The 25,675-nt window shown below is 43.4% G+C and carries 26 protein-coding genes and 1 tRNA gene; 6 read left to right on the top strand and 21 right to left on the bottom strand.

The annotated features are described in order from the left end of the window. Positions 1-9: 9 nt before the first annotated feature. The 3 genes from ACGHAV_RS01480 to ACGHAV_RS01470 all read right to left on the bottom strand — a co-directional run bounded on the left by ACGHAV_RS01480 (position 10) and on the right by ACGHAV_RS01470 (position 2,107). Positions 10-1,071 carry a hypothetical protein gene (locus tag ACGHAV_RS01480; RefSeq protein WP_390375459.1) on the bottom strand — a complete coding sequence of 354 codons (1,062 nt, stop codon included), beginning with the start codon at positions 1,069-1,071 and terminating at the stop codon, positions 10-12. Positions 1,072-1,199: 128 nt separating this feature from the next. Then, positions 1,200-1,649 (bottom strand): hypothetical protein, encoded by a 450-nt coding sequence (locus tag ACGHAV_RS01475; RefSeq protein WP_390375456.1) that lies wholly within the window; start codon positions 1,647-1,649, stop codon positions 1,200-1,202. Between the two features lie 366 nt (positions 1,650-2,015). Further along, positions 2,016-2,107 (bottom strand) — tRNA-Ser (locus ACGHAV_RS01470). Positions 2,108-2,343: 236 nt separating this feature from the next. Here ACGHAV_RS01470 and ACGHAV_RS01465 point away from each other — a divergent pair. Genes ACGHAV_RS01465 through ACGHAV_RS01445 form a run of 5 tightly spaced genes read left to right on the top strand, consistent with a single transcriptional unit; the run spans position 2,344 to position 4,482 of the window. Next, positions 2,344-3,009, top strand: a complete 666-nt coding sequence (locus ACGHAV_RS01465) for a Bax inhibitor-1/YccA family protein (RefSeq protein ID WP_334015879.1) — start codon at positions 2,344-2,346, stop codon at positions 3,007-3,009. 54 nt (positions 3,010-3,063) lie between these two features. Further along, a complete protein-coding gene (gene tusD, locus ACGHAV_RS01460) occupies positions 3,064-3,453 on the top strand; it encodes a sulfurtransferase complex subunit TusD (RefSeq protein ID WP_390375454.1) in 390 nt (129 codons plus the stop codon). After that, on the top strand, positions 3,453-3,821 hold the full coding sequence (locus ACGHAV_RS01455) for a DsrE family protein (RefSeq protein WP_390375451.1): 369 nt from the start codon (positions 3,453-3,455) through the stop codon (positions 3,819-3,821). The genes tusD and ACGHAV_RS01455 overlap by 1 nt, the downstream gene beginning before the upstream one ends. Then, positions 3,821-4,135 carry a DsrH/TusB family sulfur metabolism protein gene (locus tag ACGHAV_RS01450; protein WP_390375448.1) on the top strand — a complete coding sequence of 105 codons (315 nt, stop codon included), beginning with the start codon at positions 3,821-3,823 and terminating at the stop codon, positions 4,133-4,135. Before ACGHAV_RS01455 ends, ACGHAV_RS01450 begins: the two co-directional genes overlap by 1 nt. Continuing rightward, the gene (locus tag ACGHAV_RS01445; RefSeq protein WP_390375445.1) at positions 4,135-4,482 is read left to right on the top strand and encodes a TusE/DsrC/DsvC family sulfur relay protein; all 348 of its coding nucleotides are present in this window, start codon (positions 4,135-4,137) and stop codon (positions 4,480-4,482) included. Before ACGHAV_RS01450 ends, ACGHAV_RS01445 begins: the two co-directional genes overlap by 1 nt. Positions 4,483-4,538: 56 nt before the next feature. Here the strand turns inward: ACGHAV_RS01445 and ACGHAV_RS01440 are convergent, their stop codons facing one another. The 9 genes from ACGHAV_RS01440 to lrp all read right to left on the bottom strand — a co-directional run bounded on the left by ACGHAV_RS01440 (position 4,539) and on the right by lrp (position 13,954). Continuing rightward, positions 4,539-5,246 carry an SOS response-associated peptidase family protein gene (locus ACGHAV_RS01440; RefSeq protein ID WP_390375442.1) on the bottom strand — a complete coding sequence of 236 codons (708 nt, stop codon included), beginning with the start codon at positions 5,244-5,246 and terminating at the stop codon, positions 4,539-4,541. Between the two features lie 91 nt (positions 5,247-5,337). Further along, positions 5,338-5,673, bottom strand: coding sequence for a hypothetical protein (locus ACGHAV_RS01435; RefSeq protein WP_390375439.1), 336 nt, complete (start codon positions 5,671-5,673; stop codon positions 5,338-5,340). 204 nt (positions 5,674-5,877) lie between these two features. Continuing rightward, positions 5,878-6,330, bottom strand: a complete 453-nt coding sequence (locus tag ACGHAV_RS01430) for an energy transducer TonB (RefSeq protein WP_390375436.1) — start codon at positions 6,328-6,330, stop codon at positions 5,878-5,880. A 196-nt stretch (positions 6,331-6,526) separates the two neighbouring features. Beyond that, on the bottom strand, positions 6,527-7,822 hold the full coding sequence (gene serS / locus ACGHAV_RS01425; protein WP_390375433.1) for a serine--tRNA ligase: 1,296 nt from the start codon (positions 7,820-7,822) through the stop codon (positions 6,527-6,529). Between the two features lie 10 nt (positions 7,823-7,832). Next, positions 7,833-8,216, bottom strand: a complete 384-nt coding sequence (gene crcB, locus ACGHAV_RS01420; RefSeq protein WP_390375430.1) for a fluoride efflux transporter CrcB — start codon at positions 8,214-8,216, stop codon at positions 7,833-7,835. Between the two features lie 82 nt (positions 8,217-8,298). Beyond that, a complete protein-coding gene (locus ACGHAV_RS01415; RefSeq protein ID WP_390375427.1) occupies positions 8,299-9,606 on the bottom strand; it encodes a replication-associated recombination protein A in 1,308 nt (435 codons plus the stop codon). Next, positions 9,593-10,345 (bottom strand): outer membrane lipoprotein chaperone LolA, encoded by a 753-nt coding sequence (gene lolA, locus ACGHAV_RS01410; RefSeq protein ID WP_390375424.1) that lies wholly within the window; start codon positions 10,343-10,345, stop codon positions 9,593-9,595. The genes ACGHAV_RS01415 and lolA overlap by 14 nt, the downstream gene beginning before the upstream one ends. Before the next feature lie 16 nt (positions 10,346-10,361). Beyond that, entirely contained in the window at positions 10,362-13,223 is a 2,862-nt protein-coding gene (locus ACGHAV_RS01405) for a DNA translocase FtsK 4TM domain-containing protein (protein WP_390375421.1), read from the bottom strand. A 245-nt stretch (positions 13,224-13,468) separates the two neighbouring features. Further along, positions 13,469-13,954 (bottom strand): leucine-responsive transcriptional regulator Lrp, encoded by a 486-nt coding sequence (gene lrp, locus ACGHAV_RS01400; protein WP_131093305.1) that lies wholly within the window; start codon positions 13,952-13,954, stop codon positions 13,469-13,471. A gap of 174 nt (positions 13,955-14,128) precedes the next feature. Here lrp and ald point away from each other — a divergent pair, with 174 nt between their 5' ends. Then, complete coding sequence (gene ald, locus ACGHAV_RS01395) at positions 14,129-15,262, top strand: alanine dehydrogenase (protein ID WP_390375417.1); 1,134 nt, start codon at positions 14,129-14,131, stop codon at positions 15,260-15,262. A gap of 200 nt (positions 15,263-15,462) precedes the next feature. On the opposite strand, the gene pyrF is transcribed toward ald, so the two are convergent. From pyrF to serC, 9 genes are all read right to left on the bottom strand, one after another. Beyond that, positions 15,463-16,155 carry an orotidine-5'-phosphate decarboxylase gene (gene pyrF / locus ACGHAV_RS01390; RefSeq protein WP_390375414.1) on the bottom strand — a complete coding sequence of 231 codons (693 nt, stop codon included), beginning with the start codon at positions 16,153-16,155 and terminating at the stop codon, positions 15,463-15,465. 6 nt (positions 16,156-16,161) lie between these two features. After that, on the bottom strand, positions 16,162-17,331 hold the full coding sequence (lapB, locus tag ACGHAV_RS01385; protein WP_390375411.1) for a lipopolysaccharide assembly protein LapB: 1,170 nt from the start codon (positions 17,329-17,331) through the stop codon (positions 16,162-16,164). After that, positions 17,331-17,588, bottom strand: coding sequence for a LapA family protein (locus tag ACGHAV_RS01380; RefSeq protein WP_334015897.1), 258 nt, complete (start codon positions 17,586-17,588; stop codon positions 17,331-17,333). The genes lapB and ACGHAV_RS01380 overlap by 1 nt, the downstream gene beginning before the upstream one ends. Before the next feature lie 141 nt (positions 17,589-17,729). Beyond that, positions 17,730-20,072, bottom strand: a complete 2,343-nt coding sequence (locus tag ACGHAV_RS01375; protein ID WP_390375408.1) for a PilZ domain-containing protein — start codon at positions 20,070-20,072, stop codon at positions 17,730-17,732. Positions 20,073-20,282: 210 nt separating this feature from the next. After that, positions 20,283-20,570 (bottom strand): integration host factor subunit beta, encoded by a 288-nt coding sequence (gene ihfB, locus ACGHAV_RS01370; RefSeq protein ID WP_131093311.1) that lies wholly within the window; start codon positions 20,568-20,570, stop codon positions 20,283-20,285. Between the two features lie 76 nt (positions 20,571-20,646). Continuing rightward, a complete protein-coding gene (rpsA, locus tag ACGHAV_RS01365; RefSeq protein WP_159624680.1) occupies positions 20,647-22,317 on the bottom strand; it encodes a 30S ribosomal protein S1 in 1,671 nt (556 codons plus the stop codon). A gap of 118 nt (positions 22,318-22,435) precedes the next feature. Then, a complete protein-coding gene (cmk, locus tag ACGHAV_RS01360) occupies positions 22,436-23,107 on the bottom strand; it encodes a (d)CMP kinase (protein ID WP_390375403.1) in 672 nt (223 codons plus the stop codon). A 158-nt stretch (positions 23,108-23,265) separates the two neighbouring features. Beyond that, positions 23,266-24,549: a 3-phosphoshikimate 1-carboxyvinyltransferase gene (gene aroA / locus ACGHAV_RS01355; RefSeq protein ID WP_390375400.1), complete on the bottom strand. Its 1,284-nt coding sequence runs from the start codon at positions 24,547-24,549 to the stop codon at positions 23,266-23,268. A 2-nt stretch (positions 24,550-24,551) separates the two neighbouring features. Further along, entirely contained in the window at positions 24,552-25,637 is a 1,086-nt protein-coding gene (gene serC / locus ACGHAV_RS01350) for a 3-phosphoserine/phosphohydroxythreonine transaminase (protein ID WP_390375397.1), read from the bottom strand. Positions 25,638-25,675 lie beyond the last annotated feature (38 nt).

Raw genomic sequence — 25,675 nt, 5'->3', positions numbered from 1 at the left:
ATTAAAATGTTACATGTTTTCTAAGGCATCAACACAGACTTTATCACTCACTGGGCACAATCCGCCTACCAGCTTCTTTTGAGACGGATGTACTGATCTATTGGTAATATGAGAGACATAATCTGCCAGTAGCTCTTCATCGAATAAAGCCACAAGTTCCTCATGTTCTAAATGATAATAAACGTTCAACGAAACATCATCGCGGTTAAACAATTTATCATTGTAAATCTGCGCAGCATTAACAACATCATCGCTCATAGAGGCATACATGAAAATAGGCATTGGTTTGCCAGTGTTCAGCTTATGCATTATGTCTAGGTCGTTTCGCGTAATACCACTTCGTTTGAGTACAATCTCTGCTGCATTATCAATATTATCTTGAGAGACAAATAAACGTATCAATCGGTTTGCGCTATATAATTTAAATATAGCATTTAAAGAATAATCGAAATTAATCATTGGAGCGATAAGGTGCAATGTCGCATTGTTCACTTGCGTAGAGAGTTCAGTTGCTGCAACAGCCCCCATAGAAACACCCACAATATGAGTGCGACGGGCGTTTCGTTTTTCAATTAATGCTTTCAACGGCTCTACGTAATTAAGACCAAACGAAAAGGAATCTTCTGCATCTGGATTTGGCGCAACAAATACCTGCGCTCCGGTTATTCTTTGTAACCACAGCGCTTTAAAAGTCAGTAATTTGGGGTCTAGCATGTAGCCTGGTAGAACAACAATAATATCGTCCTGTAGTACTTGCGTATGCAAAGGCTCGGTTTTGTTGTTTTTAAACTTCCAAACTTTTTGGGTGTCGGTTGTATTGAGTTTAAAGGAAAGCGAGAGTTTTTTTGCTTTTATAAAATCGTTTTTTGAATCGTCTGCTGCAAAAGAGGTAACCTGAATGCATCGGTTATCGTCGCTACACACTTGCTCAGAGGTGAGCACTTTGTTGAGGTCACTTTCAATTCGTTTTAAGCCAGGGTTCATTACCTGCTTTGCGATAAACGAGGCACAGCCGCCGCTTAAAAAGCAGATAACCAATACAACCACGTAAGAAAATACACGTGCTTTCACCAGAACCTTAACGATTATTTTTATTATAGGCTCATATTAAGCACGATTATACAAATTAGTAAACGATGCCGCACAGCTTTGTAGTTTTGAAAAACTGTTTTAAACGTAAACCAAAAGTCACGGAGAGTTTAAAAAGCGCCGTCATCGGTGGTTGCCCAAACGTTAAACAATTGCTGATATGTTGGATACTCGTTCAACATCTTCCGCGTTTTTTGAGCGTGAATAGGTGTTACTTGATTTAACCAAAACCTAGTCTCATCAACATAGTTTAACCCCTTGGCAATTTTCATAATTGTATTAGCCATTTCAAGCGCAAGACCGCCACATTCTTTCGTACCAAGGAATTTACTATCGAAAGTGCCTTTCTGTTCTGGGGGAAAGCGCGATAGCTCAGACATTAGCTTCGAATGAATGCTGGAAAACAGCGTTATCGGCCTAATAGGTTCTCCCAATGGATAACGGCAAGCCAAAAGGGATAATTCAGCTTCATTAAACGATTGGTCTACTGGGCACCAAAACCCAGTTTCAAAACCCTCGTGAAGAAATAAATTTCGGTCTGCATGTAGTGTTTTGTCCATGACAACCCTCGAAGAAAGAAGAATACAAGCGTTACGTTAAAAACGTTGATAAAAAAATATGTTATGAAAAGCCAAAACACAGGAATTGCGTGTTTTAGTTAAAATTAGCAGGAAATTGGGAGTCTTCAAATTATGCGGGGTAGAACAACAAAAAAAACCCGCAACAATGTGCGGGTTTCTTGAATGTGGCGGAGAGTGAGGGATTCACTCGCGCCTTCCATGGCGCTCTCCCTGCGGGCAGCCTTTGGCTGTGCAAAACGGCTATCGTGCCGTTTTGTCGAACAACGGGGCTTCTCACCCTCACTCAAAGTAGTATTTTGTTTAGTGCATAAAAAAACCCGCAACAGTGTGCGGGTTTCTTGAATGTGGCGGAGAGTGAGGGATTCGAACCCCCGGTGGGTTTGACCCCACGTCTGATTTCAAGTCAGGTGCATTAAACCGGGCTCTGCCAACTCTCCTCAAGTGCTGCGTATCTTAATGATATTTTTATGACTGTAAAGCATAAATTTAAAAAAGTTGTTTAAGTGCCGAGAATTCAAACAAATACGTTATTTATTGGTCAATCCGGGTCTAATTATGTGCAAGTAACACCATTTTCATCTGAAAGCACTTGAAAATGGGAACTAAAAGCCATACAACATACACTAAATAAAAGAACCATTTCGGTCATATATAAGTCCTATTGGAGGAAACAATGGATCAACGTTCGATGTATTCAAGTGCATCTCAACCATCGGTATTGCAAACAAACAAGGTTTTGCGCAATACCTACATGCTGCTTGCGATGACACTGGCGTTTAGTGCGGTTTGTGCTGGTATAGCTATGGCAGTAGGCATCTCTCCTATGATGTCACTAGGTATGACCATTGGCGCTTTCATCACTTTGTTTGTCGTACAGAAGAAAGCTGACTCAGCGTCAGGTATCTACTGGGTATTTGCATTTACTGGCTTAATGGGTGCTTCCTTAGGTTACACGCTTAACTTCTACCTTGGCGTAGCAGGCCCTGGTCTTATCATGGAAGCGCTTGGTGCCACAGCGTTGGTATTCTTTGCACTTTCTGGTTATGCACTAACTACGAAGAAAGATTTCTCTTTCATGGGCGGCTTTTTAGTTGTGGGTCTTGTGGTTGTGCTTGTGGCGGCTATAGCGAACATATTCTTCGCGGTACCTGCAGTAAGCCTAGCAATTAGCGCTGCTATTGTGTTCATCATGTCAGGTTTTATCCTGTTTGATACCAGCAGAATTATTCACGGCGGTGAAACTAACTACATTCGTGCTACAGTTTCGCTATACTTGAACATCTACAACTTGTTCACGTCAATCCTACACCTACTGGGTGCATTTGGTGGCGACGATTAATTCGCGATTAAGGTTTTAAAATAAACACCCCTTAACCGGGGTGTTTTTGTTTGTATGGCAGAATTTTCAATACTTATTACTTCGTCACCTTTTAATGGTGACAGCGCTGTGCGCGCACTAGCGTTTATTAATGGCGTAATTGCTAACGGCGATAAAGTAAACAACATATTCTTTTATGGTGATGGCGTATATCACGCAAATTCGCTCATGCTTGATACGGGTGACGCCTTTAGTGCATATCGAGCGTGGTCGAAGCTTTCTTCCGAACACAATGTAGCGCTTTTGGTATGTATTACAGCCGCTGTTAAAAGGGGCATTGTTAGTCAGCAAGAAGCTGATGACAATGGCATTGGCTTTGTCAATCTTAAAGCTCCTTTTGAGCAAGCTGGTTTAGGTGAATTTTTTACCTCGCTTCACAGTTGCACTAACTTGGTACAATTTTAATGGCTTTGATTTTGATAAGGTTAACGCAACCTCCCTACTCTAATGCGTTAACGCAAGATGGAGTAGACTTCGCTTTAGCTGCAACCAATTATGGCCATGACGTTAAAGTACTGTTTGAAGACCTTGCCTTACTTCAGTTAGTAAAAACAGCGTCGGTGAAAGGCCTAAAAAATAACAGTAAGCGTTTAGCATCAATGCCGCTTTTCGATATCGACGATTGCTATGCATGTAAAACCAGTGCTGAAGCCATTCGACTCCACGAATCACTTCAAAACACCAGTGTTATTGATGAGTTAGATTGCAAATGGTTAGCAGCATCCGAGAAACTTGCGCTTATTAAAAGTGCCGACCATGTAGTAACGTTCTAATGTTAATCTCAATTTCTCACGCAAGGCTTTCTGAATCTCACAAAGATGTACTCGCAGCATCATGCTCTGCAAATGAAGCTGTGGCAATTGTATTCAGTGGCGATGGCGTCTATTCATTGCAGCCAAACGAAAACATAATCGAAAAGTGTTTATCAATAAGCACAGAAGAAACAACAGAGTGCGATCTACGCTTTTACGCTGTTGCAGAGGACGTGTTTTCACGTGGCGTCAATGTAGACCAAAACTTAACTCAAATTACCAATCAAGAGCTTGCTGCGCTTGCGGCTGCGCATAAACAATGGGTAACGCTTTAATGACACAAGATACGTTTAGCTTCACGTATAACGGCCAAAATATCGCTACAGACAAGGCAGGCTACTTACTTGACCATACACAGTGGGAAGAGGGTATGGTGGAGTTACTTGCGCGCGAGGAAAATATAGAAATGACAGACGCACACTGGGAAGTGGTTCGCTTTGTACGTGCTTTCTATGAAGAGTATGAAACTAGCCCAGCAATACGCGCGCTAGTAAAAGCAATGGCCAACAAATACGGTCCTGAAAAAGGTAACAGCCGGTACCTTCAGCGACTGTTTAAGCGTGGACCAGCTAAACAAGCCACAAAACTAGCAGGGCTTCCAAAGCCTGCCAAGTGCCTATAGCCCTTCTATTTTAGCTTCCGTGCGAGTTAGGTAAACGAAATATCGTTACGCATAACTCATGCTTTATCCGTAGCGCTAAGTATTTCTGAACTACTCGTAGGCTCTGCACCTTTAAATGTTTTCACCTGTGTTATTCGCAGGTCTGTATACAGCTTTGGAGTCGCTAATAGTTGTTCAACCTCATAGTTCATGTCGTTTTGCAGCCAAGCATTAATCATGTCTTTGTTGTGCGGTAAAAAACATGGAATTGACTTCTCGTGATATTTGCTAAAGCCATCAATGGGCGGACGAGTAACCACTGCGCAAGAATACGCTCCATTGCTGAAAATTCGGTAAACTGCACCAAGTAAGAGCACGCCGCATTCGGGCTGCATCAAATAATGAGACTTTCCCTTGCCACTTCGCGAAGGGTTTGACTCACCTATTGCCGTTGCCACCACAATTCCCCTACGGTGATAAATGGCTTTTTTCCAATATGGGCTATCTATATTGCGTGCATTGAACGTGGTACGTTCACCTATTTCAAGGGTTTCGCCATTAGGCTTTGCGTCAAACCACCACGAGGCATCAATTCCTTTCGAATGGTTTACGATTAAATTGGTAATACGCTTGGTGGCAACTCTTCCAAAAGCCGGATAAAAGTTTATAACGTTGCTTTGATTCGCTTCGTCTTTAAAAAGGGGAATGGTGTGCTGCAGCCCTACTTCTTCTAGCAATGCGATAACAGCTGGCGAGTCAGTAACGCGCTGAATAAAGCCACACATGGCTCACTCCCTAAATACGCTATATACAAAGGAAACAATTCAAAAGGCTCAGTTCAAAAGACATGTTTCGTATTTTATGCTTCTATTGCTTTTATGCCCTTATCACTACTCGCCAGTTCTTGATGCTTGATCCGTGTTTGGCGGTTAAATCAGACACCCAATGAGTTGTGATAGCTAAATTCTTTTCAAACAAAAAGCTATTTACACGAAGCCTAACTACACACGCATTCTCGTTGGGCAAAGGTTTTACTAGTATATAGGTACCTGGTGCTACTTGTTCAATATCCGTCAAAAGCGCAGTAGTTCCAGATCCGCCTTTTAGTTCAATTTGATATTCAATCGTATGAAAACCGTGAATATCTATGCCAGAGCTGGACAACAGTGAGACCTTTGCCAACATATTCTCAGTATTTACGGTATCTTGCATTGGATTATAATGCCTATAAAAAAGACGTTTTCGTTGTGCCGATTCTGGGCTAGTTTGTGTTTGAGTATTTAATCACACATCATTACACACCAGTACAGAAATGAACCCAATCGCTACTAAAGAAGCGTGTCATTCTGCGTATCTGTTGTGCAATTCAACTTCAGCAAACATAGCTCATTACTAAAAGCGCATGAGGCGATGGTTCTAAAATTTACAATGCTCTTTGGCTTTCGCGGCGTTTCTTGAGCCCACCAATTTGAAGTTTAAAGGCACTGTAGTTAACACAGGCGTACGCTCTTTATTATCTGATGTTGGTGACCAACGCCACTTATGTAAGGCCAACACTGCTTTGTCATCGAATACCCCTTCAGGATAAGACATCGCTATTTTATAACCTGTCGCTCGACCATTGTTGTCTATTCTTACCTGAACATCTACACAACCGGACAGCGCTTTACGTCTTGCTGTAGCCGGAAATTGGGGTTGAGAGTGTTGCACAAGTTTCCAATAGTCACTTAAAGCCTGAGCGCTGTCCGCTTTGGTTAAATCAATATAGTCACTGCCCAGTGGCTCTTTGACCTGTGCCTCTTTGGCATTTGAGTAAATTGTTAACGTTGATAAAGCTATCGCAGTGGTTATTGAGATAAATGTTTTCATAGTTACATCCTAGTAGTAATAGCGAAGAGCAAAGGCGTTACTTATTGAATTCGCCGTCCTAATTTCTCTTTGAAAAAATATCAAAAGCTAATCTTTTTAAGTGTTTCGGGCTATATCTAGCTAACCAAATAAAAGATATGAACAAAAAGAAAAGCCCAACATATTCTGTTGGGCTTTAACAATAATGCATCTAACGTTACGACGCGCTGATAACTTCTTGACCGTTCATATACGGTACTAGCGCTTTCGGTACGGTAACACTTCCATCGGCTTGCTGGTTATTTTCTAGAATAGCAACAAGCGTTCGACCTACAGCAAGCCCTGAACCATTCAGTGTATGAAGAAGCTCTGGCTTATTCGTTTCAGGGTTACGGAAGCGTGCCTGCATACGACGCGCTTGGAAATCTAGCATGTTTGAACATGAAGAAATCTCGCGGTATGTATTTTGCGCAGGAAGCCATACTTCTAAATCGTAGGTTTTACATGCGCCGAAGCCCATATCACCGGTGCATAAAAGCACTTTACGATAAGGTAATTCTAGTTTTTGTAGAATAACCTCAGCGTGACCCGTTAACGCTTCTAATGCATCGAAGCTATCTTCAGGTTTCACTAATTGCACAAGTTCAACTTTATCAAACTGGTGCTGGCGTATAAGTCCTCGTGTGTCTCTGCCGTACGAACCCGCTTCAGAGCGGAAACAAGGCGTGTGTGCAGTCATTTTCACAGGTAGCGACTTTGCATCAAGAATTTCGTTTCGCGCAATGTTGGTTAAAGGTACTTCTGCAGTTGGAATTAGGCTTAGTCCCTGTCCTTCCTCGGTCGCAGGCTTAGTGTGGAATAGATCTTCTCCAAATTTCGGTAATTGACCAGTTCCATACAAGCTGTCTGCATTTACTAAATAAGGCACGTACATTTCTTGGTAGCCGTGCTCTTGTGTATGCGTGTCTAGCATAAATTGCGCAATGGCGCGGTTCAAACGTGCGATATCACCACGCATCACCACAAAGCGGCTGCCAGTTAGCTTGCTTGCCGTAGCGAAATCGAGTCCATTATTTAACCCTTCCGCAACGTCCACATGATCTTTTACTTCAAAGTCGAATGTGCGTGGCTCACCCCAGCGCGAAATCTCAACATTGTGATCTTCATTTTCACCTTCCGGCACAGACTCGTCTGGCAAATTGGGAATACCTTGTGTGAAAGCATTGATTTCTTCTAGCAGTTCGCTTAGCTCTGCTTTCGCTGCATCTAGTTCGTCGCCAAGCTTTCCAACTTCAGCTAATAAAGGTGCTATGTCTTCACCTTGCGCTTTAGCTTTACCTATGGACTTACTTCGTACATTACGTTCGTTTTGCAGATCCTGTGTTCTGGACTGAAGTGTTTTTCTTTTTTCTTCAAGCGAACTGAAAGCTGCTACGTCGAGGTTAAAACCACGGGCAGCCAATCGCTTGGCTGTTTGTTCTATATCGCTTCGCAAACACTTTGGATCTAACATGTGTTTCTAATTATCCTTTCACTAATTCAATCGCCAACCACCCAGCCAATAGGCAGGCGCCAACGTTAAGAAATACATTTGCAATGGCACGTTGCCAAAGCCCATTTTCTAATAAAGTTAACGTTTCAACTGAGAACGTTGAGAATGTTGTAAACGCACCTAACAAGCCAACACCCAATAAAGCACGGTAGGGAGAGTCAGATAAGTCATTTCGCTCTATAAATCCGTATAGTATGGCTAAAGCAAACGACCCTACAACGTTCACGGCTAGTGTACCAAACGGTAGATGTTTTCCAAATAAGGAATCCACTGAAGTCGTAACAAAATACCGTAAACAAGCCCCCGTTGCGCCGCCAATGGCAATAAAACAGTACAAAGCTAGTCCTTGAGGCAACGTGGCACTCCTATTATTGAATTATTATTCGTTGAATGAGGTGTTTTAAACGTTTTCAGCAAATACATGCTGAAACGTTACTTTAACGTTTATTAGTGCTTTGCGCATTAAGTGTGTCTAGGTAATCTCGTTTGGCTTTTAGTGCTTTTTCAAGACCACGCTCGTTTGGAAAGTAAAAGCGCGTTCCTGACAAACTTTCTGGAAAATACGTTTCGCCAGCAGCAAACGCGTTTGCTTCGTTATGCGCATAGCGGTAACCGTCGCCATGACCTAACTCTTTCATTAATTCAGTAGGTGCGTTGCGTAAATGTAACGGTACTGGTGCATCGGCAGTTTTTCTCGCCAATGCTTTAGCGTCGTTGAAAGCCATATAAACTGCGTTGCTCTTTGCAGCTAATGCACAATAAACCGCAGCCTGTGCAATAGCGCGCTCACCCTCTGCAGGCCCAACGCGGTGAAATGTATCCCATGCATTGATGCAAAGCTGCATTGCTCTTGGGTCGGCATTGCCAATATCTTCTGATGCGATGGCAAGTAAACGCCTTCCAACATACAGCGCATCACCGCCGCCATCTAAAATTCTGGCATACCAATACAATGCTGCATCGGGGTCGGAACCCCTAACCGATTTATGAAATGCCGATATCAAATCATAAAAGGTGTCGCCTTTATTATCGTAGCTAGCAACCTTTTGTCCCACAGCCTGCTCTATGTCACCCACTGAAATTTCGCTGTCGCTGGTAAAGTCTGCTGATAGCTCTAGGTAAGTAAGCAAACGTCGTGCGTCACCGCCACTAAGCTCAACCAACGCGCCTTTTGCATTCTCTGCAATACTTAGCTTGCGTTCGCCCAAGCCATTTTTATCATCAGTTAACGCCCTATCAACCAGTTCAAACAACGCTTGCTGTTCTAGCGGCTTTAGCACATAAACTCGCACTCTTGATAGCAGTGCATTGTTAAGCTCAAACGAAGGGTTTTCGGTGGTGGCGCCAATAAACGTTACTACGCCCGACTCAACAAATGGAAGAAACGCGTCCTGCTGACTTTTGTTAAAGCGGTGAACCTCATCAACAAATAATAAGGTTTGCTGATTATATCGTGCGTTATCTTCTGCTTTATCCATAGCAGCACGAATGTCTTTTACACCACTTGTCACCGCTGAAATTCGTATAACGTTGGCGTTAGTGTAATGGGCAATTAGTTCAGCTAACGTTGTTTTACCCGTGCCTGGCGGGCCCCACAAAATCATGGAGTGACAGTGCCCTGCCTCAAGCATTTTCCTTAATGGTTTGTCGCTGCCGAGTAAATGCGATTGACCGCTATATTGCTCAATTGTAGTAGGACGCATGCGCGCCGCTAAGGGCGCAAAGCTTTTATTAACGTTGGTCATCTACAATAAAGCTGTCAGGCACGTCTACTGCGAATGTATCAGCCGCTAACATAAAGCGCGTTTCAACATTGTCGAATACTAAGGTACTAATTTGCTGCTGAGTATCTAACATATTTAGTGCTGCTAAGTTACCCAGTGAATTAAACGTTAGCGTTAGTGTTTCAATTTGGCCGCCGGCCTCATTAGGAGTCACCTGAAAACTTCTCAACGCTTCGTTTTCTACAGAGACATTTAGCTCTGTTATAGAAAACTTTCTCCACGTTGCATCATCACTGGCAGTCAGCAAGACAATTGGGTTGTCTTTAATTGCACTTTTTTGCGAAAGCACGGTGACTTGTTCTACAAATGTGTCTACGTTCCACACCGCTTCGCCATCAGCAATTAGCAAGGTTTCATCAGGAAACGTCGTTTCCCATCTAAGTTTGTTAGGGCGCGTCATCGTTAAAACGCCCTGAGCTTCGTGCACTACGTTTTGTTGTGCGTCTACCACGGTTTGATTAAACGTAGCACGGTACTGCTTCATGTCAGCAAGCAGTGCTTTCAACGCATCCTTAGCAGAGACAAGTGCGCCACTGTGGTGATCTTCGTGAGATAAGTGTTTCTCTGTTTGTTGGCTGTCTTCCTTGGTAACCAAATGTTTGCTTTCCGTTAGCTCGATTTCGTTCGTTTGCGCATTCACGTAAGTGAGGCTAGAGTTTGAAATTAGGCTTACTAAAAAAATCGAAACTGCTTTTTTCATTTAATGCTTCCGGTGATTAATCCTTGTGAGGGGGCGGCGCAAGAACTTCTCTATTACCGTTATGTCCCTGTGCACTTACGACACCACTCATTTCCATTTGTTCAACTAGGCGAGCGGCTCTGTTGTAACCAATTCTAAATTTACGCTGAACACTACTTACGCTCGCGCGTCGAGTTTCGGTAACAAACGCAACGGCTTCATCATAAAACGCATCAAACTCTTGGTCTTCGCCTTCCGGTTGTTCGCCAGGCAGCAATACTTCGGCTGTCGCCTCACCGTTAAGAATTTCATCAATGTAATCGGGCTTACCGCGTTTCTGCCAATCGGCAACAACGGCATGCACTTCATGGTCGTCAACAAACGCACCATGAACCCTTGTAGGTACAGGGCTTCCTGGCGGAAGATATAGCATATCACCCATACCAAGTAGGGTTTCGGCACCCTGTTGATCTAATATCGTTCTTGAATCAATTTTACTTGAAACCTGGAACGCACAACGCGTTGGTATATTGGCTTTAATAAGGCCGGTAATAACGTCTACAGACGGACGCTGTGTAGCAAGAATAAGGTGAATGCCTGCTGCTCGTGCCTTCTGAGCGATACGGGCAATAAGCTCTTCAACCTTTTTACCAACAATCATCATCATGTCAGCAAATTCGTCTACTACAACAACAATAGCGGGTAGTTTTTCGAGATCTGGCGCCTCAGCGTCCATACTCTCTTCATTTTTCCATAAAGGGTCTTTTATAGGGGTGCCATTGGAAATAGCTTCAGTCACTTTCGCATTGTAGCCCTTTAAGTTACGCACACCTAAAGCACTCATAAGACGATAGCGGCGCTCCATTTCACCAACGCACCAGCGAAGCGCGTTGGCCGCTTCTTTCATGTCTGTTACAACTTCAGCAAGAAGATGAGGAATACCTTCGTATACCGACAGTTCAAGCATTTTAGGGTCAATCATAATCATGCGAACGTCTTCGGGCGTGCTTTTGTATAGCAAGCTCAAAATCATTACGTTCACACCAACAGATTTCCCCGAACCTGTTGTACCCGCCACAAGTAAATGAGGCATTTTGGCAAGGTCTACTACAACTGGTTTACCTGAAATATCAGCGCCAAGTACCATCGTAAGCGGTGATTTGTTTGACTGGAATGTATCGCAGCTAATAACTTCGCTTAAACGCACCATTTCACGTTTTTTGTTTGGAAGCTCAAGGCCGATAACAGATTTGCCAGGTATAACCTCAACCACGCGCACTGATATCGCCGACATTGCACGGGCCAAGTCTTTTGAAAGACCGGTGATTTTGCTTACCTTTACCCCTGGGGCTAAGTCTAATTCAAAACGCGTTATTACCGGGCCGGGGTAAACACCAACAACCGTGGCTTCTATATTAAAGTCGGCGAGCTTTTCTTCAACAAGGCGTGAAATACCCTCTATTTCTTCAGGTGTTAACGGGTTTTCATGCTTATCGGCACGCTCTAGCAAGTCAAAAGAAGGCATAGGCGGAAGATTCGGGTCGATCTCCCCTGCCCTCGCTGCCACCGGTTTAGCGCCTAGCGCCGCAGGTTCAAAACTTTGAGGCGTTGGAGTCTGCTGAGGCACAGCGTTGTCGCTCGAAGAGTGTGGCGCTAAAGTATTTGAGGCGTCTGCTACATCGTTTGCATTTTCAGTGGCTTGGCTATCAGAATGAATAGTCGGTTTATTGCCGGTTTCGTAAGGTAAATCTTCATCGAACGAATCGAGTTCATCAAAATTAATAGACGGGCCGTTATTAGATGAGTTTTGCATTGAAGATACGGTATCTTCCTCAACTTCATCATCACTGCGCTTCTCATCAGCACTTTTATTAAGGCCCACTTTATCTTTAATTGACTCACGCATGCCTGAGAATGAAAACGGCGCTTTCGATGCACTTGATTTCTCGGGTACTACATCCGCGTTGTCACTTGCAGGCTCTTCATATGAGTACAGCGCTGCTCCTGAGATGTTAGCTTCTGAGGTGCTAGCTCCTGACACGTTAGTATCGTCTAATCCAAATGTAGGTTCGCTCCTTTCCCTACTAGGCATGCTATAGCCATCAACATTCTCATTATGTATTGATGCGTGACTTTTAACAATTGAATCAAGTTCACTGTGATTGATGTTATCGTCACTCGACTGCTTTTTACTGTTCTCACTGTCACTCTCAAATCCGGGCTCTGCTCGCATAGTTGTGATATCAAGCTCGGACGGAGTTGGTTGTGTCGATTTGTCGCCTAAAGATAGCTTAGGCATGTCTAAGGCTAATAAGCGCTGTGGAGCAGTAATGGTTTTTTGTCCAAGCCATAGCGTAATCTCGCCTAGCCTGTCGATAATGGTAAGCCAACTTACGCCAGTAAGTAGCGTAAACCCTGTGCAAAAGAAACATAGCAGCAGTAAAATTGTGCCGGCAGTGTTGAAATATGGCACTAGCGCAGAGCTAATGACGTCACCAACAAAACCGCCTGCTGAAAAATTGAAAATATCGTCGAAATTAATGCTGGCGATACCGGTAGCACCCAGTGCCATGAGTAAACCACCAACTATGCGAAGTCCAATCGTTAAATAATCAAACTCGTCCAGTTCCTTTATATGTTGAAATAAAAACCAGCCAAGAAATGCAGCGCCAAAAGGCAGTAAATACGCTAGATAGCCAAAGGAAAAAAGTAATAAATCGGCACACCAGGCGCCAGTAGCCCCCACCCAGTTGTGTACGTCAAGTTGCAAGCCTGCCTGACTCCAGCCAGGGTCGCCAGGATGAAAAGATGCTAGTGCCAGCAATAAAAAGAAGGCGAAAACACAGGCCATAATCATGCCTGCTTCCCACACTCGCTGAACTCCTGTTAATCGCGCCATAACCCTAAAAAACCTTCAAAATGCGTCATTTTTCTATCTTGGTCTGACACTAACTGTAAAAGCCGCAAAAAACTTAGCGAATTTTTTGCATTATTTACGTGCTTAACCAAATGTACTTTTATAATTATTCTAAGCGGCTTTGTTGAAAGCCAAATGATTAGTAAACCCGGTATCCATGGGAAATAACTAAACACTGTATTTTTGCACAGCCTACCATAAAATTGCGTCTTTGAGCCATGCTTTCGTTACTTCAAATTAATCCTTAAAGACGACGTACTTTTTACTTCCTCCATCACTACATAAGTTCGAGATTCGCTTACACCGGGTAAGCGTAGCAAAGTATCACCGAGTAATTTTCGATAACTTCCCATATCTGCTACACGAGCCTTTAAAAGAAAATCAAAATCACCCGAAACCAGATGACATTCTTGTATATCGTCATGGAGTTTTACTGCAGCAGAAAATTCTGCAAATATATCTACTGAAGTTTTGGTTAGCGTTATCTCAACGAAAACAAGCATAGCAGCACCCAGTTTTTCAGGGTCTACTACCGCATGGTAGCCCTTTATATAACCTTGGCTTTCCAAACGCTTAACCCTCTCTAGACAAGGGCTGGGGCTTAACCCTACTTCTTTGGCAAGCTCAACGTTTGATATACGTCCGTTTTTCTGTAGTTGAACCAGTATATTTCTGTCTATTCGGTCAAGGTGTTTGGGGGTTTTTACTAGCATACAATATTTTTCCAATTCCTATTTAAACAAAATTATATTCTACAAATGCTTTTTCTTCAGCAGATAGTTCTATTTTTATTGTCGTATACTCGCCACACTTAAAAACCCTTGTTGTTATAAACATTATATCCATTCGAGCCATCAAGAAGCTCACGCAATAATAGAGGATCACGTATGTTAGTTGGTGTACCAAAAGAAATTAAGAACCATGAGTACCGTGTAGGCTTAACGCCGGCTGCGGTTAAAGAGTTTGTTACCCATGGTCACAATGTACTGGTAGAAACAAAAGCAGGCGATGCCATTGGTTTCACCGACGAGATGTATATCGAAGCAGGCGCATCGATAGCGCCAAACGCAGAGCAAGTATTTGCCGAAGCGGAAATGATTGTAAAAGTAAAAGAGCCTCAGCCTAATGAGTGCAAAATGCTTCGTAAAGGCCAAACACTTTATACTTACCTTCACCTTGCGCCAGATCCTACGCAAACAAAACTTCTTGTTGAGTCGGGTGCAACCTGTATTGCTTATGAAACCGTAACTGACGATCGCGGCGGCCTTCCTCTTTTAGCCCCTATGAGTGAAGTAGCAGGACGTATGTCTGTACAAGCTGGCGCACATTATCTTGAAAAAGCCCACGGCGGAAGCGGTACCTTACTTGGTGGTGTTCCAGGTGTTGCGCCAGGTAAAGTGTTGGTTGTCGGTGGTGGTGTTGTAGGTATTAACGCTGCAAAAATGGCACTAGGTTTAGGTGCTGACGTTACCATTCTTGACCGTTCACTACCTCGTTTACGTCAACTTGACGATATCTTCAACGGCCAAGTTAAAACCGTTTACTCTACAGTTGATGCTATTGAGCACTACTCTTCGAAAGCTGACCTTGTAGTTGGTGCTGTACTTATTCCAGGCGCTGCAGCTCCTAAGCTGTTAACGCGCGAGCACATTGCAGCAATGAAGCCAGGCTCTGTATTGGTTGACGTAGCCATCGACCAAGGCGGTTGTTTTGAAACATCAAAAGCAACAACACACCAAGACCCTGTGTACATGGTGGACGATGTTGTTCATTATTGCGTAGCCAACATGCCAGGCGGCGTTGCTCGCACATCAACAATGGCACTGAACAACGCTACACTTCCTTTTGGTCTGGCACTAGCTAACAAAGGCCCAGCAAAAGCAATGCTTGAAGACAAGCATTTATTGAACGGTCTTAACGTGCATGAAGGTAAAGTAACCTACAAAGCAGTTGTTGATGCGTTGGGCGAGGAATTAGGCCTAACCTACACGCCAGCAGAAGTTGCGCTTAAAGGCGAATAACTTTTATATAGCGGTGTAGTTTACACCGCGCTTGAGGGCCTGATATTTTTTCTTTCAGGTCTTTGAACAATATAAAGCTCGGCATGGATACCCATAGCCGAGCTTTTTTTTGCTATCTAGAGTGTATTTGTGGGCGAGATCTTATGTACAGAAGGCTGAGTATTACCCTATGCTGTTAAACCCCGCTCTAGCCGCTTTGGCTAGATAGATGCATTTACTGCTTTTAGCACCGCAATTGGATCATCAGCTTTTGTAATTGGACGGCCCATCACCAAATAGCTCACACCAGCACGCATAGCGTCTGGTGGCGTCATAACGCGTTTTTGGTCTCCGACGTCTGCACCTATTGGGCGAATTCCTGGCGTTACCAGTAAGAAGTCATCGTTGTATTTAGTGCGCAGCACCCCAGCTTCTTGTGCAGAACATACAATGCCATCAAGGCCTGCTTTGTGAGTTAATTCAGCTAGTCGTAATACCTGCTCTTGTGGCGTAACACCACTTATTACGCCTGATAACTGCTCTTCATCCATACTGGTAAGCACAGTAACTGCAATAAGCTTTGTTGAAGGGTTTGTGCTATTTGCTATCGCAGCTTTAGCTGCTTCCATCATGGGCACGCCGCCAGAGGCATGAACATTTACCATCCATACGCCTAATTCTGCAGCTGCTTTACACGCTTTAGCAACGGTATTTGGGATATCGTGAAACTTAAGGTCTAGGAAAACATCAAAACCTTTTTCAACGAGCACTCGAACAAAGTCAGGACCAAATAAGGTGAACATTTCCTTGCCCACTTTCAACCGACACAAAGTAGCGTCTAGTTTATCGACAAACGCTAGCGCAGTGTCTTTGTTGTCATAGTCTAGTGCAACAATCACTTTAGGGTCTTGCATGTAAAATTACTCTCCGTCTAGCCCTTTGATAGGTTTAACTGTGCCCCACTTTTTACAGCTAGGGCATAGCCAATATAATTTTCTTCCCGAGAAACCACAGCTGTGGCAGCGATATTTAGGACGCTGCAGCATTTGCTTTTCAACAAGTTCTTTCAATAAACGTAAGCTGTCTGCCGTCGTTTTGTCTTCCAACTGATCGATATACAAGCCCATTAAGGTTTTAAAACCTCGCATTGTAGGGCGTTTTCTTAGCTGCTCGAGTAGATATTCTGCCGCTTGTGCTGTGTCACCACGTTTAAGCAATACATCTACCATCGCTAAATATGAGGTAGCACATTCTTGCCAATGAGCATCTAAGTTCTTCTGAAATGCTTCCCAGTTACCGGTTTCTTCAGCAATCTTTTCAAGGCTTGGCACAGCTTCACTGAACCAGTTAATATCTCGTTCCGCCACTTGCGTAAAATACGCATCGGCATCGGTAAAGCGGCTCTGGTCTAGCGCTATCTCACCTAACATAAGCCACGGTCTCACCGCATGCTCGTCGGCATTTACCGCCTTTTGTAAAAGTGTTAGTGCAGCGCCTTGGCTGTCATTTTTAAGCTCAACCACAGCTTGCTCACAATAAAAGTGCGCTAGACGCTCACATACGTCATCGTTGTCGCCGTGGCACTGTACCATACGCTCGGCAAGTTCAATGGCGCGTTCCCACTCTTTAGTGGTTTGATAAATGCTAAATAATTGTTGCTGTGCCACTAAATAATGCTTTTCACTATTAAGTAGTTGCAGAAATGCATTTTCAGCGCGCTCTAGAAAGCCTGCTTGCGTGTAGTCGTGCCCAAGTTCGCGTAGTGCGTTTTCTCGTTGTGCAGGTTGCAATTCTTCCCTGCTTACTAAGTTTTGATGCACTTTGATAGCGCGGTCTATCTCGCCGCGATGTCGAAAGAAGCTGCCCATAGCGATGTGGGTTTCCACCGTATCACTATTTACATTGATCATTTTTATAAGGGTATCAACGGCTTTATCGGGCTGGTCTGATAATAGAAAATTAAGGCCTTTGTAATAGTGCTTGGAAAGAATACTCGACTGCTTTCTCTGTGCTTGTCTTACACTATTTCGGCCCATTATCCAGCCGTAACCTGCAGCAACAGGTAAAAGGAGAAACAGCAGTTCGAGCATTATCGATTATTTTCCAAGCTCTGTAATTTTGACTGTGCGGTAAGAAGCTGTACTCGTAGACGCAACCAACTTACCAGCATGAGAAGTACGCCTATTCCAACACCAATCGACAGGGTAATTGCTATTAGTGTAGACACACGCAAGTTTGCCTGCGCAATAAGATAGTTTACGGTAATGAGAGTTTCATTTTGAGAGCCAATGACAAATGCAAAAGTCAAAAGCACCAAAATAAGTAAAAATGCTAGGATCCCTTTCAACACTAACGCCTTCTTTATTTATTTAGCGTTAAGAATAGCAAAATGGTAAAAGAGTTAACACAAAAAGCGTGAGCCAAAATGTAACTTGTTTTGGCATAAAGAATTGATACTTAGCTAAAACACCGCGTTTTCTAGTAAAGATTACGCAACCACGCTTACATCGACAGTCGCTTCTGGCGCTTTTCCAATTAAATTGTCTATTACCAAGTCATGATGCAACGCAGACATATTGGTCAGAAAAATACAGTGAGTATAACCAGCTTGCATAGCTTCTAATTTTTCATACATCGCTTTGTTTAGCTTCGACAACTGCGCTAATCGTTTTTTAGTAAGTGGCGTAGCCGCACCATGACATCTAACAGCGCTAATGTCGGTGGCACTGAGTTGAATTTTGTCGTTAACAAGCTGGTCCCTAATTTGTAATCGTAATTTAGAGTACAGAAAGTCTTTTTCGTTGATAAACACAAGTCTACTGTCGCTTTTACGGACGCAGTGCACGACCAAACTGTTGTTGGTCGTTTCTTTGAACATTTCCTCTAGTAATCTAGATTTCGGTTTAGCTTGGCCTTTATCAGCAAAAAAACCGTGAAGTGGAATCACGCGTTGGGTCCGGGAAAACGGATATAAATCGTCAGATGTTTCGCTTTGGTAAACCGTTTTAAGTCTGTCTAACGTGTGTCGATTCATCACGCATAGCACCGATAAAGATGGCATATGTCGTACTGCTAATTCCCAAATATAACGGTGAGTTGCCCGCTGAAGCCGAGCAATATCTCGAGTTTTAAAATGAGCGCTTTGTTTTTCAATCATAGAGTCTACGCTTGCACTTACCTTACTAATCCGCGCTTCCTCTAAAAGGCAAAGTCGTACAACGCCGGTTTCTGCGTTAAAGTCTATCACCTTGTATTTTTCGTTTTTAAGTTTGAGCTCTGGCACTGAAACCCGCACATCTTTTTGTATGACACTGTGCGGCTTTACAATAATCTTCATTCCTTTGGCAGATAAGTCCGACACTTGCGCTTCTAGTGTCGATAACAAACCTGTACGAACTGTTGCGGGCTTATCGAGTAAGTAGCGTGTTTCAGAGCGTCTATCTAAAGCCTCTTCCATCACAAAATCTATATGCCACGCTTTGCCTGAGGCTCTAATTGAACGTGAAAGAGGCTTGAAATCGCATTTTGAAGACAACGTAAGGTTGGATAAATAACAGGTTACGTCTTTGCAGTACATTACATGAGAAATGTCTTTTAACGATTCGAAATCATTGGCGCTTATATCGTGGATAGCGAAAGCCCTACGTTTGTCCTCATTACTGATATTGTCTAAACGACAGTGTATACAAGTGAAGTTACCGCCCTTTACCAGTAAATAAACTAGCGCATTTAATTGTGCGAGCTTAAGTAATTGCCGGTGTGTCGCGACAACTTGAACTTCGCCCTGTTTGGTTTTTATTGTGCCGCAGAAAACAAACGCCTCTCTATACCGCTGAAGCTCTTTTGAAAGTACTTCAAACATTGGCTTTTCACGTAAACAACTAAGCAGATGTTTTGCATCGTTAAACCCCGTATTACCTTTTGTAAAAAGACCAATTACAGGTTTAAATAACGACTTATGAGGTGCTAGGAAAACAGGAAGCCATGGACTATTTTCTAGTATGCGATCGCGTTCTAAATCTTGCATAGCCCGCTCTATTTCTAAATCTAGCTGCAGCGGCTGTTTATAAGCAGTAAGAGAAATATAACGCTTTAAATTCGAAATAAAGGCTGAGTCTACATTATCCTCAAATTGGAAGTGCGATTCATACTTGCCTAACTCTTTATTGTATTTAATGCCAGATAACGTTAACGAAACTTCCGTTGCTTCCTTAGTCAGGCCAACTATTTCAGGAAGCATAAACGTAATAGTTTCACCCGTATTTACGTTTGGTGGACGTTTAGTTTCAAGGGCTAACCCTTTAAACGATAGTGCGCTGATTGCACAATTTCTACCATTTTCAAATTCTGCAGAAGACACTGAAAAATTGGGCCTAATGGCAATATCGTCGCCAAATTCAATGTCTGAAAACGATTGGCTTTCTACGTTAAACGCATCAACCACTTTTTGAAACTGCTCTTTTTTAATTTGCGTTTGATAAAACGATGAATTCATTACCGACTCGAACACACCAACAGTGTAACGGTCTCGGTAAAGGGCTGTTTCGTTTTTAAGAATTTGTGCGCCGACTTTGTCTAAGCGCATTTGCACACCGAAGTGCTTAAACTTCATTACGGGAAAACGTGCAAAAGCGGAATTATCAGCAGGCGCATCAGTCAAAGACGTTAATCTAATAACTTCTTCTCTTACAACTTTGCGCACGCTACTGGGTAATCGTTTTGAAAACTTGTTTATGCCTTCTAACAACTTGTTCTGTTGTTCGTAGGGTATTAACGCACGTATAAGCGGCTGATATTGTTTTATTATTGCTTTTTCGTCGCCGGAGGACATTATTGTTCTAGGTATTAATTCTTATTATCTGAATAATATATAACCGAATTTGAATGTGGGTCAACAACTTATCGCTACTAAAGTATAAGGAGAATGTAATATATAACAATTAGGTCGTTGCGTGGAATATTAGAACACAAGGCAACGATTACTTTGCGTTAACTACTAGCAAGTAAAAAAAAGCCGCTATAAAGCGGCTTTTCCAAATCTTTAAGCGATTGACGCGTCTACACGTTCGCGTAATTCTTTCCCTGGCTTGAAGTGCGGTACATATTTACCGTCTAACTTCACTGTTTCACCTGTCTTCGGATTTCTCCCAACACGCGGAGCGCGGTAGTGAAGAGAGAAACTACCAAAACCTCTAATTTCAATACGCTCACCCTTTTGAAGAGTTTGCGCCATTTGCTCTAGAAGCTCTTTGATTGCTAGTTCAAGTTCTTTCGCTGGAATGTGACGCGCTTCATCCGCGAGCCGTTCAATTAATTCAGACTTGGTCATGCTTAACCTCGTTGTCAATATTATTGTTCAAACAGCTATCGCGAATTGGGTGTACATATGCACACCCACAAAAGCATTATTCGCCTTTAGCAGCTTTAAATGCTTCTGCCATCGCGTTAGCGAAACCAACATCTTCTTGTTGGTTAACTTTATCGATAGCTTCTTTTTCGTCGGCCTGATCTTTCGCTTTAACAGATAGGTTAACAGTGCGGTTCTTACGGTCAACGCCCATGAACTTCGCTTCAATGCTATCACCAACGCTTGCTACTTCAGTTGCGTCTTCAACACGCTCTACAGCAAGATCTGCAACGCGGATGTAGCCGTCAACTTCTTCAGCTAGGTTGACAGTAACGCCTTTCGCATCAACTGCTGTTACTGTACCAGTAACGATAGCACCTTTCTTGTTATCTGTCAGATACTTGTTGAAAGGATCTTCTTCGATTTGCTTAACGCCTAGAGAGATACGCTCACGCTCTGGGTCGACTTGTAGTACAACTGCAGAGATTTCGTCGCCTTTCTTGTAGTCGCGAACCGCGTCTTCACCAGACTTGTTCCAGCTGATGTCAGAAAGGTGAACTAGACCGTCGATACCGCCGTCAAGACCGATGAAGATACCGAAGTCAGTGATTGACTTGATCTTACCAGACACTTTGTCACCTTTTTCGTGTGACTCAGCAAATGTTTCCCAAGGGTTAGCAATGCACTGCTTAAGACCTAGAGAAATACGACGACGCTCTTCGTCAATTTCAAGAACCATTACATCTACAGTGTCACCTAGGTTAACAACTTTAGATGGGTGGATGTTCTTGTTAGTCCAATCCATTTCAGAAACGTGTACAAGACCTTCAACGCCGTCTTCGATTTCAACGAAGCAACCGTAATCAGTAAGGTTAGTAACCTGACCGTTGATCTTAGTACCTTCTGGGTAACGAGACGCAATTTCTTGCCATGGATCGTTGCCCATTTGCTTCATACCAAGAGAAACACGCTGCTTCTCTTTGTCGAACTTAAGTACTTTAACGTTGATTTCGTCACCAACATTTACGATTTCGCTTGGGTGCTTAACGCGCTTCCAAGCCATATCAGTAATGTGTAGTAGACCGTCTACGCCACCAAGGTCAACGAACGCACCGTAGTCGGTAAGGTTCTTAACGATACCCTTGATTTCGTGACCTTCTTCAAGGTTAGCAAGAAGTGATTCACGCTCTTGGCTGCTTTCAGCTTCGATAACTGCACGACGAGAAACAACAACGTTGTTACGCTTAGCGTCAAGCTTGATAACTTTAAACTCAAGCTCTTTGCCTTCAAGGTGAGTAGTGTCACGTACTGGACGTACGTCAACAAGTGAACCAGGAAGGAACGCACGTACACTGTTAACTTCAACAGTGAAACCGCCTTTAACTTTACCGTTGATAACGCCCTTAATGGTAACTTTATCTTCGTAAGCTTTTTCCAGCTCAACCCACGCTTCGTGACGCTTCGCTTTTTCGCGAGATAGGATAGTTTCACCGAAACCATCTTCAACTGCATCTAGTGCTACGTCTACTTCGTCACCGATAGCGATTTCTAGTTCGCCTTCAGCGTTTTTAAATTGGTCTGCTGGGATAGCACTTTCTGATTTCAAGCCCGCATCAACAAGAACGATGTCTTTATCGATAGAAACAACAGTACCTTTTACAATTGAACCAGGACGTGTTTCTAGTTCTTGTAAGCTTTCTTCAAAAAGTTGTGCAAAATTTTCAGTCATAAGTCTCAAATAACTTTTAAGTTGATATCCACGCTTCTTATCCGGATAACGAGGGGTTATTAAAATTAGTCGCCACTTCCTGTAGCAACACTGCTTTGGATGCGATCAGCTCTCGTCTTTACAGGCGTGAGGAAATAATATCCATCGCTTTTTCAAAGACTTGGTCAATATCCAAGTCTGTCGAATCAATAATTACAGCATCTTCTGCCGGTACCAAAGGAGCAACCGCACGCTGTGTATCACGCTCATCTCTTGCTTTGATATCGGTTAAAAGGCACGCAATATTAACATCCATGCCCTTTGCTTTCAACTGGCTATAACGTCGCTCAGCACGCGCTTCAGCGCTAGCCGTAAGGAAAATTTTCACCGGTGCTTCTGGAAACACTACTGTGCCCATATCGCGACCGTCTGCAACAAGCCCTGGTTCTTGTTGAAATGCTCTTTGGCGACGAAGTAGCGCTTCGCGTACACGTGGTAGTGCAGCTACTTTAGACGCAACGGCACCCACCTCTTCAGTGCGAATATCGTCTGTAACATCTTCGCCTTCAAGAATAATGCGCGTAGTATCTTCATTCGTCTCGAAACTTACATCAAGACCGGTTGCCAGTGGAACAACACATTCTTCATCATCACACGGAAGGTCGTGGTGTAGCGCAGCTACTGCTAAAACGCGGTAAATTGCGCCGCTATCTAGAAAGTGCCACCCTAGTTTCTTCGCTAATAAGCTACTTAACGTACCTTTACCAGCACCACTAGGACCGTCAACCGTGACTACGGGTGTGGAATGCATACCTGCTCCATCAATTATTTACTTAAAAAAACGCGCGCAATTATACGCTTTAGTACAAGATAAGCAATGCCACCTAACTGAGGCGGCATTGATATGTTTAGGCAAGTAACGAATTTATTTTGCGCATATTGGCTCACGTCAGTGTACCAAAGCGTTTTTTATGCAGAATAAAGGGTTCTAAAACGCGTAAAATAATCTGGAAATGTTTTACGTGTGCAGCCTGGGTCATTAATAGTTACTGGCGTATCGCTTAATGCCACAAGCGAAAAGCACATAGCAATTCGATGATCGTTGTACGTATCTATCTCTGCATGATGTAGTTGGTCAGTGGGCCAAACTGTAATGTAGTCGTGCCCTTCTTCAACTTTCGCACCTAGCTTTTGAAGTTCTGTCGCCATGGCATTTAGTCGGTCTGTTTCTTTAACTCGCCAATTATAAATATTGGTCATTGTCGTTGGACCTTCGGCAAATAAGGCGGTAGTAGCAATGGTCATTGCAGCATCAGGAATGTGGTTCATATCCATATTCACGCCTTTAAGCGGAGCACCAGTCACTTCAACATATTCGTCATGCCACACCACTTTTGCGCCCATCGCTTCAAGCACATCAGCAAAACGAATATCACCTTGTATGCTGTTTTGGCCAATTCCGGTTACGCGTACCGTGCCACCTTTAATAGCGCCAGCTGCAAGGAAGTAAGAAGCAGATGACGCGTCGCCTTCTACCATAAATTTACCTGGCGCAACGTATTTCGACTCGCCTGATATCGTAAATGTTTGGTAGTTATCGTTATCAACCGATACACCAAATTTAGCCATGGTGTCTAACGTGATATCGATGTAGGGCTTAGAAACAAGTTCGCCTTTAATGCGAATAACAACATCACCTGTGAAAAGTGGTGCAGCCATTAGCAGTGCTGTCAAAAATTGACTTGAAACGCTACCGTCAACCGACATCTCGCCGCCGCTTAATGTTCTTCCTTTAATATGCAGAGGTGGATAACCATCGTTCTTCATATAGGTTACATCAGCATTTGCTTCTCGAAGTGCATCTACCAAATCGCCAATTGGGCGTTCTTCCATGCGCGGCTCACCAGTAAGCACTGCGTCCACATTACTTGCTGCTAATGCTGCACATAGCGGTCGCATCGCCGTTCCGGCGTTTCCAAGAAAAAGTTCAACAGGATTGGTTACTTCAAAAGCACCACCATTCCCCTGTACTTTACAACGTGTTTTATCGTCATTAAGCGTGTAAGCAATACCTAGCTTGGTTAGCGCGTTTAGCATGTGTGAAATGTCATCGCTGTCTAACAAGTTAGTTAGTTCTGTTTCACCTTCTGCAAGTGCTGCAAGCAATAAGGCACGGTTAGATAAACTTTTTGAACCAGGTACATTGACCTCGCCCGACACACTTGAAATCGGGTCTAATGTTAACTGCTCCATCTTTATCCATTCACTCTTTCAAATTCACGCATAAACTCAACTAGCGCAACAATGCCATCTACTGGCATTGCATTATAAATACTGGCACGCATGCCCCCTACCGAACGGTGCCCTTTTAATGCAAGTAAACCCGCTGCTTCAGACTCTTGTAGAAACAGTTTATCAAGCTCAGGGTTGGCTAAATGAAATGGCACATTCATTTTTGAACGGTTGTCAGGGTGCACCTTACTCGAATAAAAATCGGAACTATCGATAGCTGAATACAAGAGCGCTGCTTTTTCTTGATTACGCTTGGCCATTGCTTCTACACCGCCCATATCTTTGAGCCACTCAAAGACTAAGCCAGCTAGATACCAGGAAAACGTAGGAGGCGTGTTGTACATAGAATCTGACTTCGCTGCCAGCGCATAGTCGAATATTGATGGCGTTTCCTTGCGAGCCTTACCTACTAAGTCTTCACGCACAATAACGACCGACAAACCACTTGGGCCAATATTTTTTTGTGCGCCAGCGTAGATGACGCCGTGCTTAGCAACGTCAATAGGTTGTGACAGGATAGTTGAAGACATGTCTGACACAATAGGCACATTGCCAGCGTCTGGAAGCCAGTCAAACGCAATTCCATCAACTGTCTCGTTTGGACAGAAATGGTAATAGGCAGCAGATTGGTCAATGTCTTCTATTGAAGGATTAGCAACATATTGCAGCCCTCCTTTTTCAGACACATTTCCCACGACAACCGCGTTATTATATTTGTTGGCTTCTTCAACAGCGCCTTTCGACCATGAGCCACTTACAAGGTGTAAGCTTTTGTCGTTGCTGTTCGATAAATTAAGAGGAACAGCTGCGAATTGTCCTCGACCACCACCATGAGTAAATAAAACGTGGTAATTAGAGGGAACAGACAGTAAGTCTCGAAGGTCTTGCTCTGCCTTTGCTGCTATTTCAATGAAGTCTTTGCCGCGATGACTTACTTCCATTACAGAGCAGCCAAGGTCGCGCCAGTTTGTGAATTCAGATTGGGCCTTCAGCATGACTTCTTTTGGAAGCATTGCCGGGCCAGCACAAAAATTAAAAACCTCTTTCATTGCGTGTTTCAACACCTGTAAAAAATAACAAGCGGCAA

Source organism: Alteromonas sp. MTD1, assembly GCF_042848195.1.
Taxonomy (GTDB): domain Bacteria; phylum Pseudomonadota; class Gammaproteobacteria; order Enterobacterales; family Alteromonadaceae; genus Alteromonas.
Note: the sequence above shows the minus strand (reverse complement) of the source record. Positions and strands in the feature narration are given on the sequence as shown.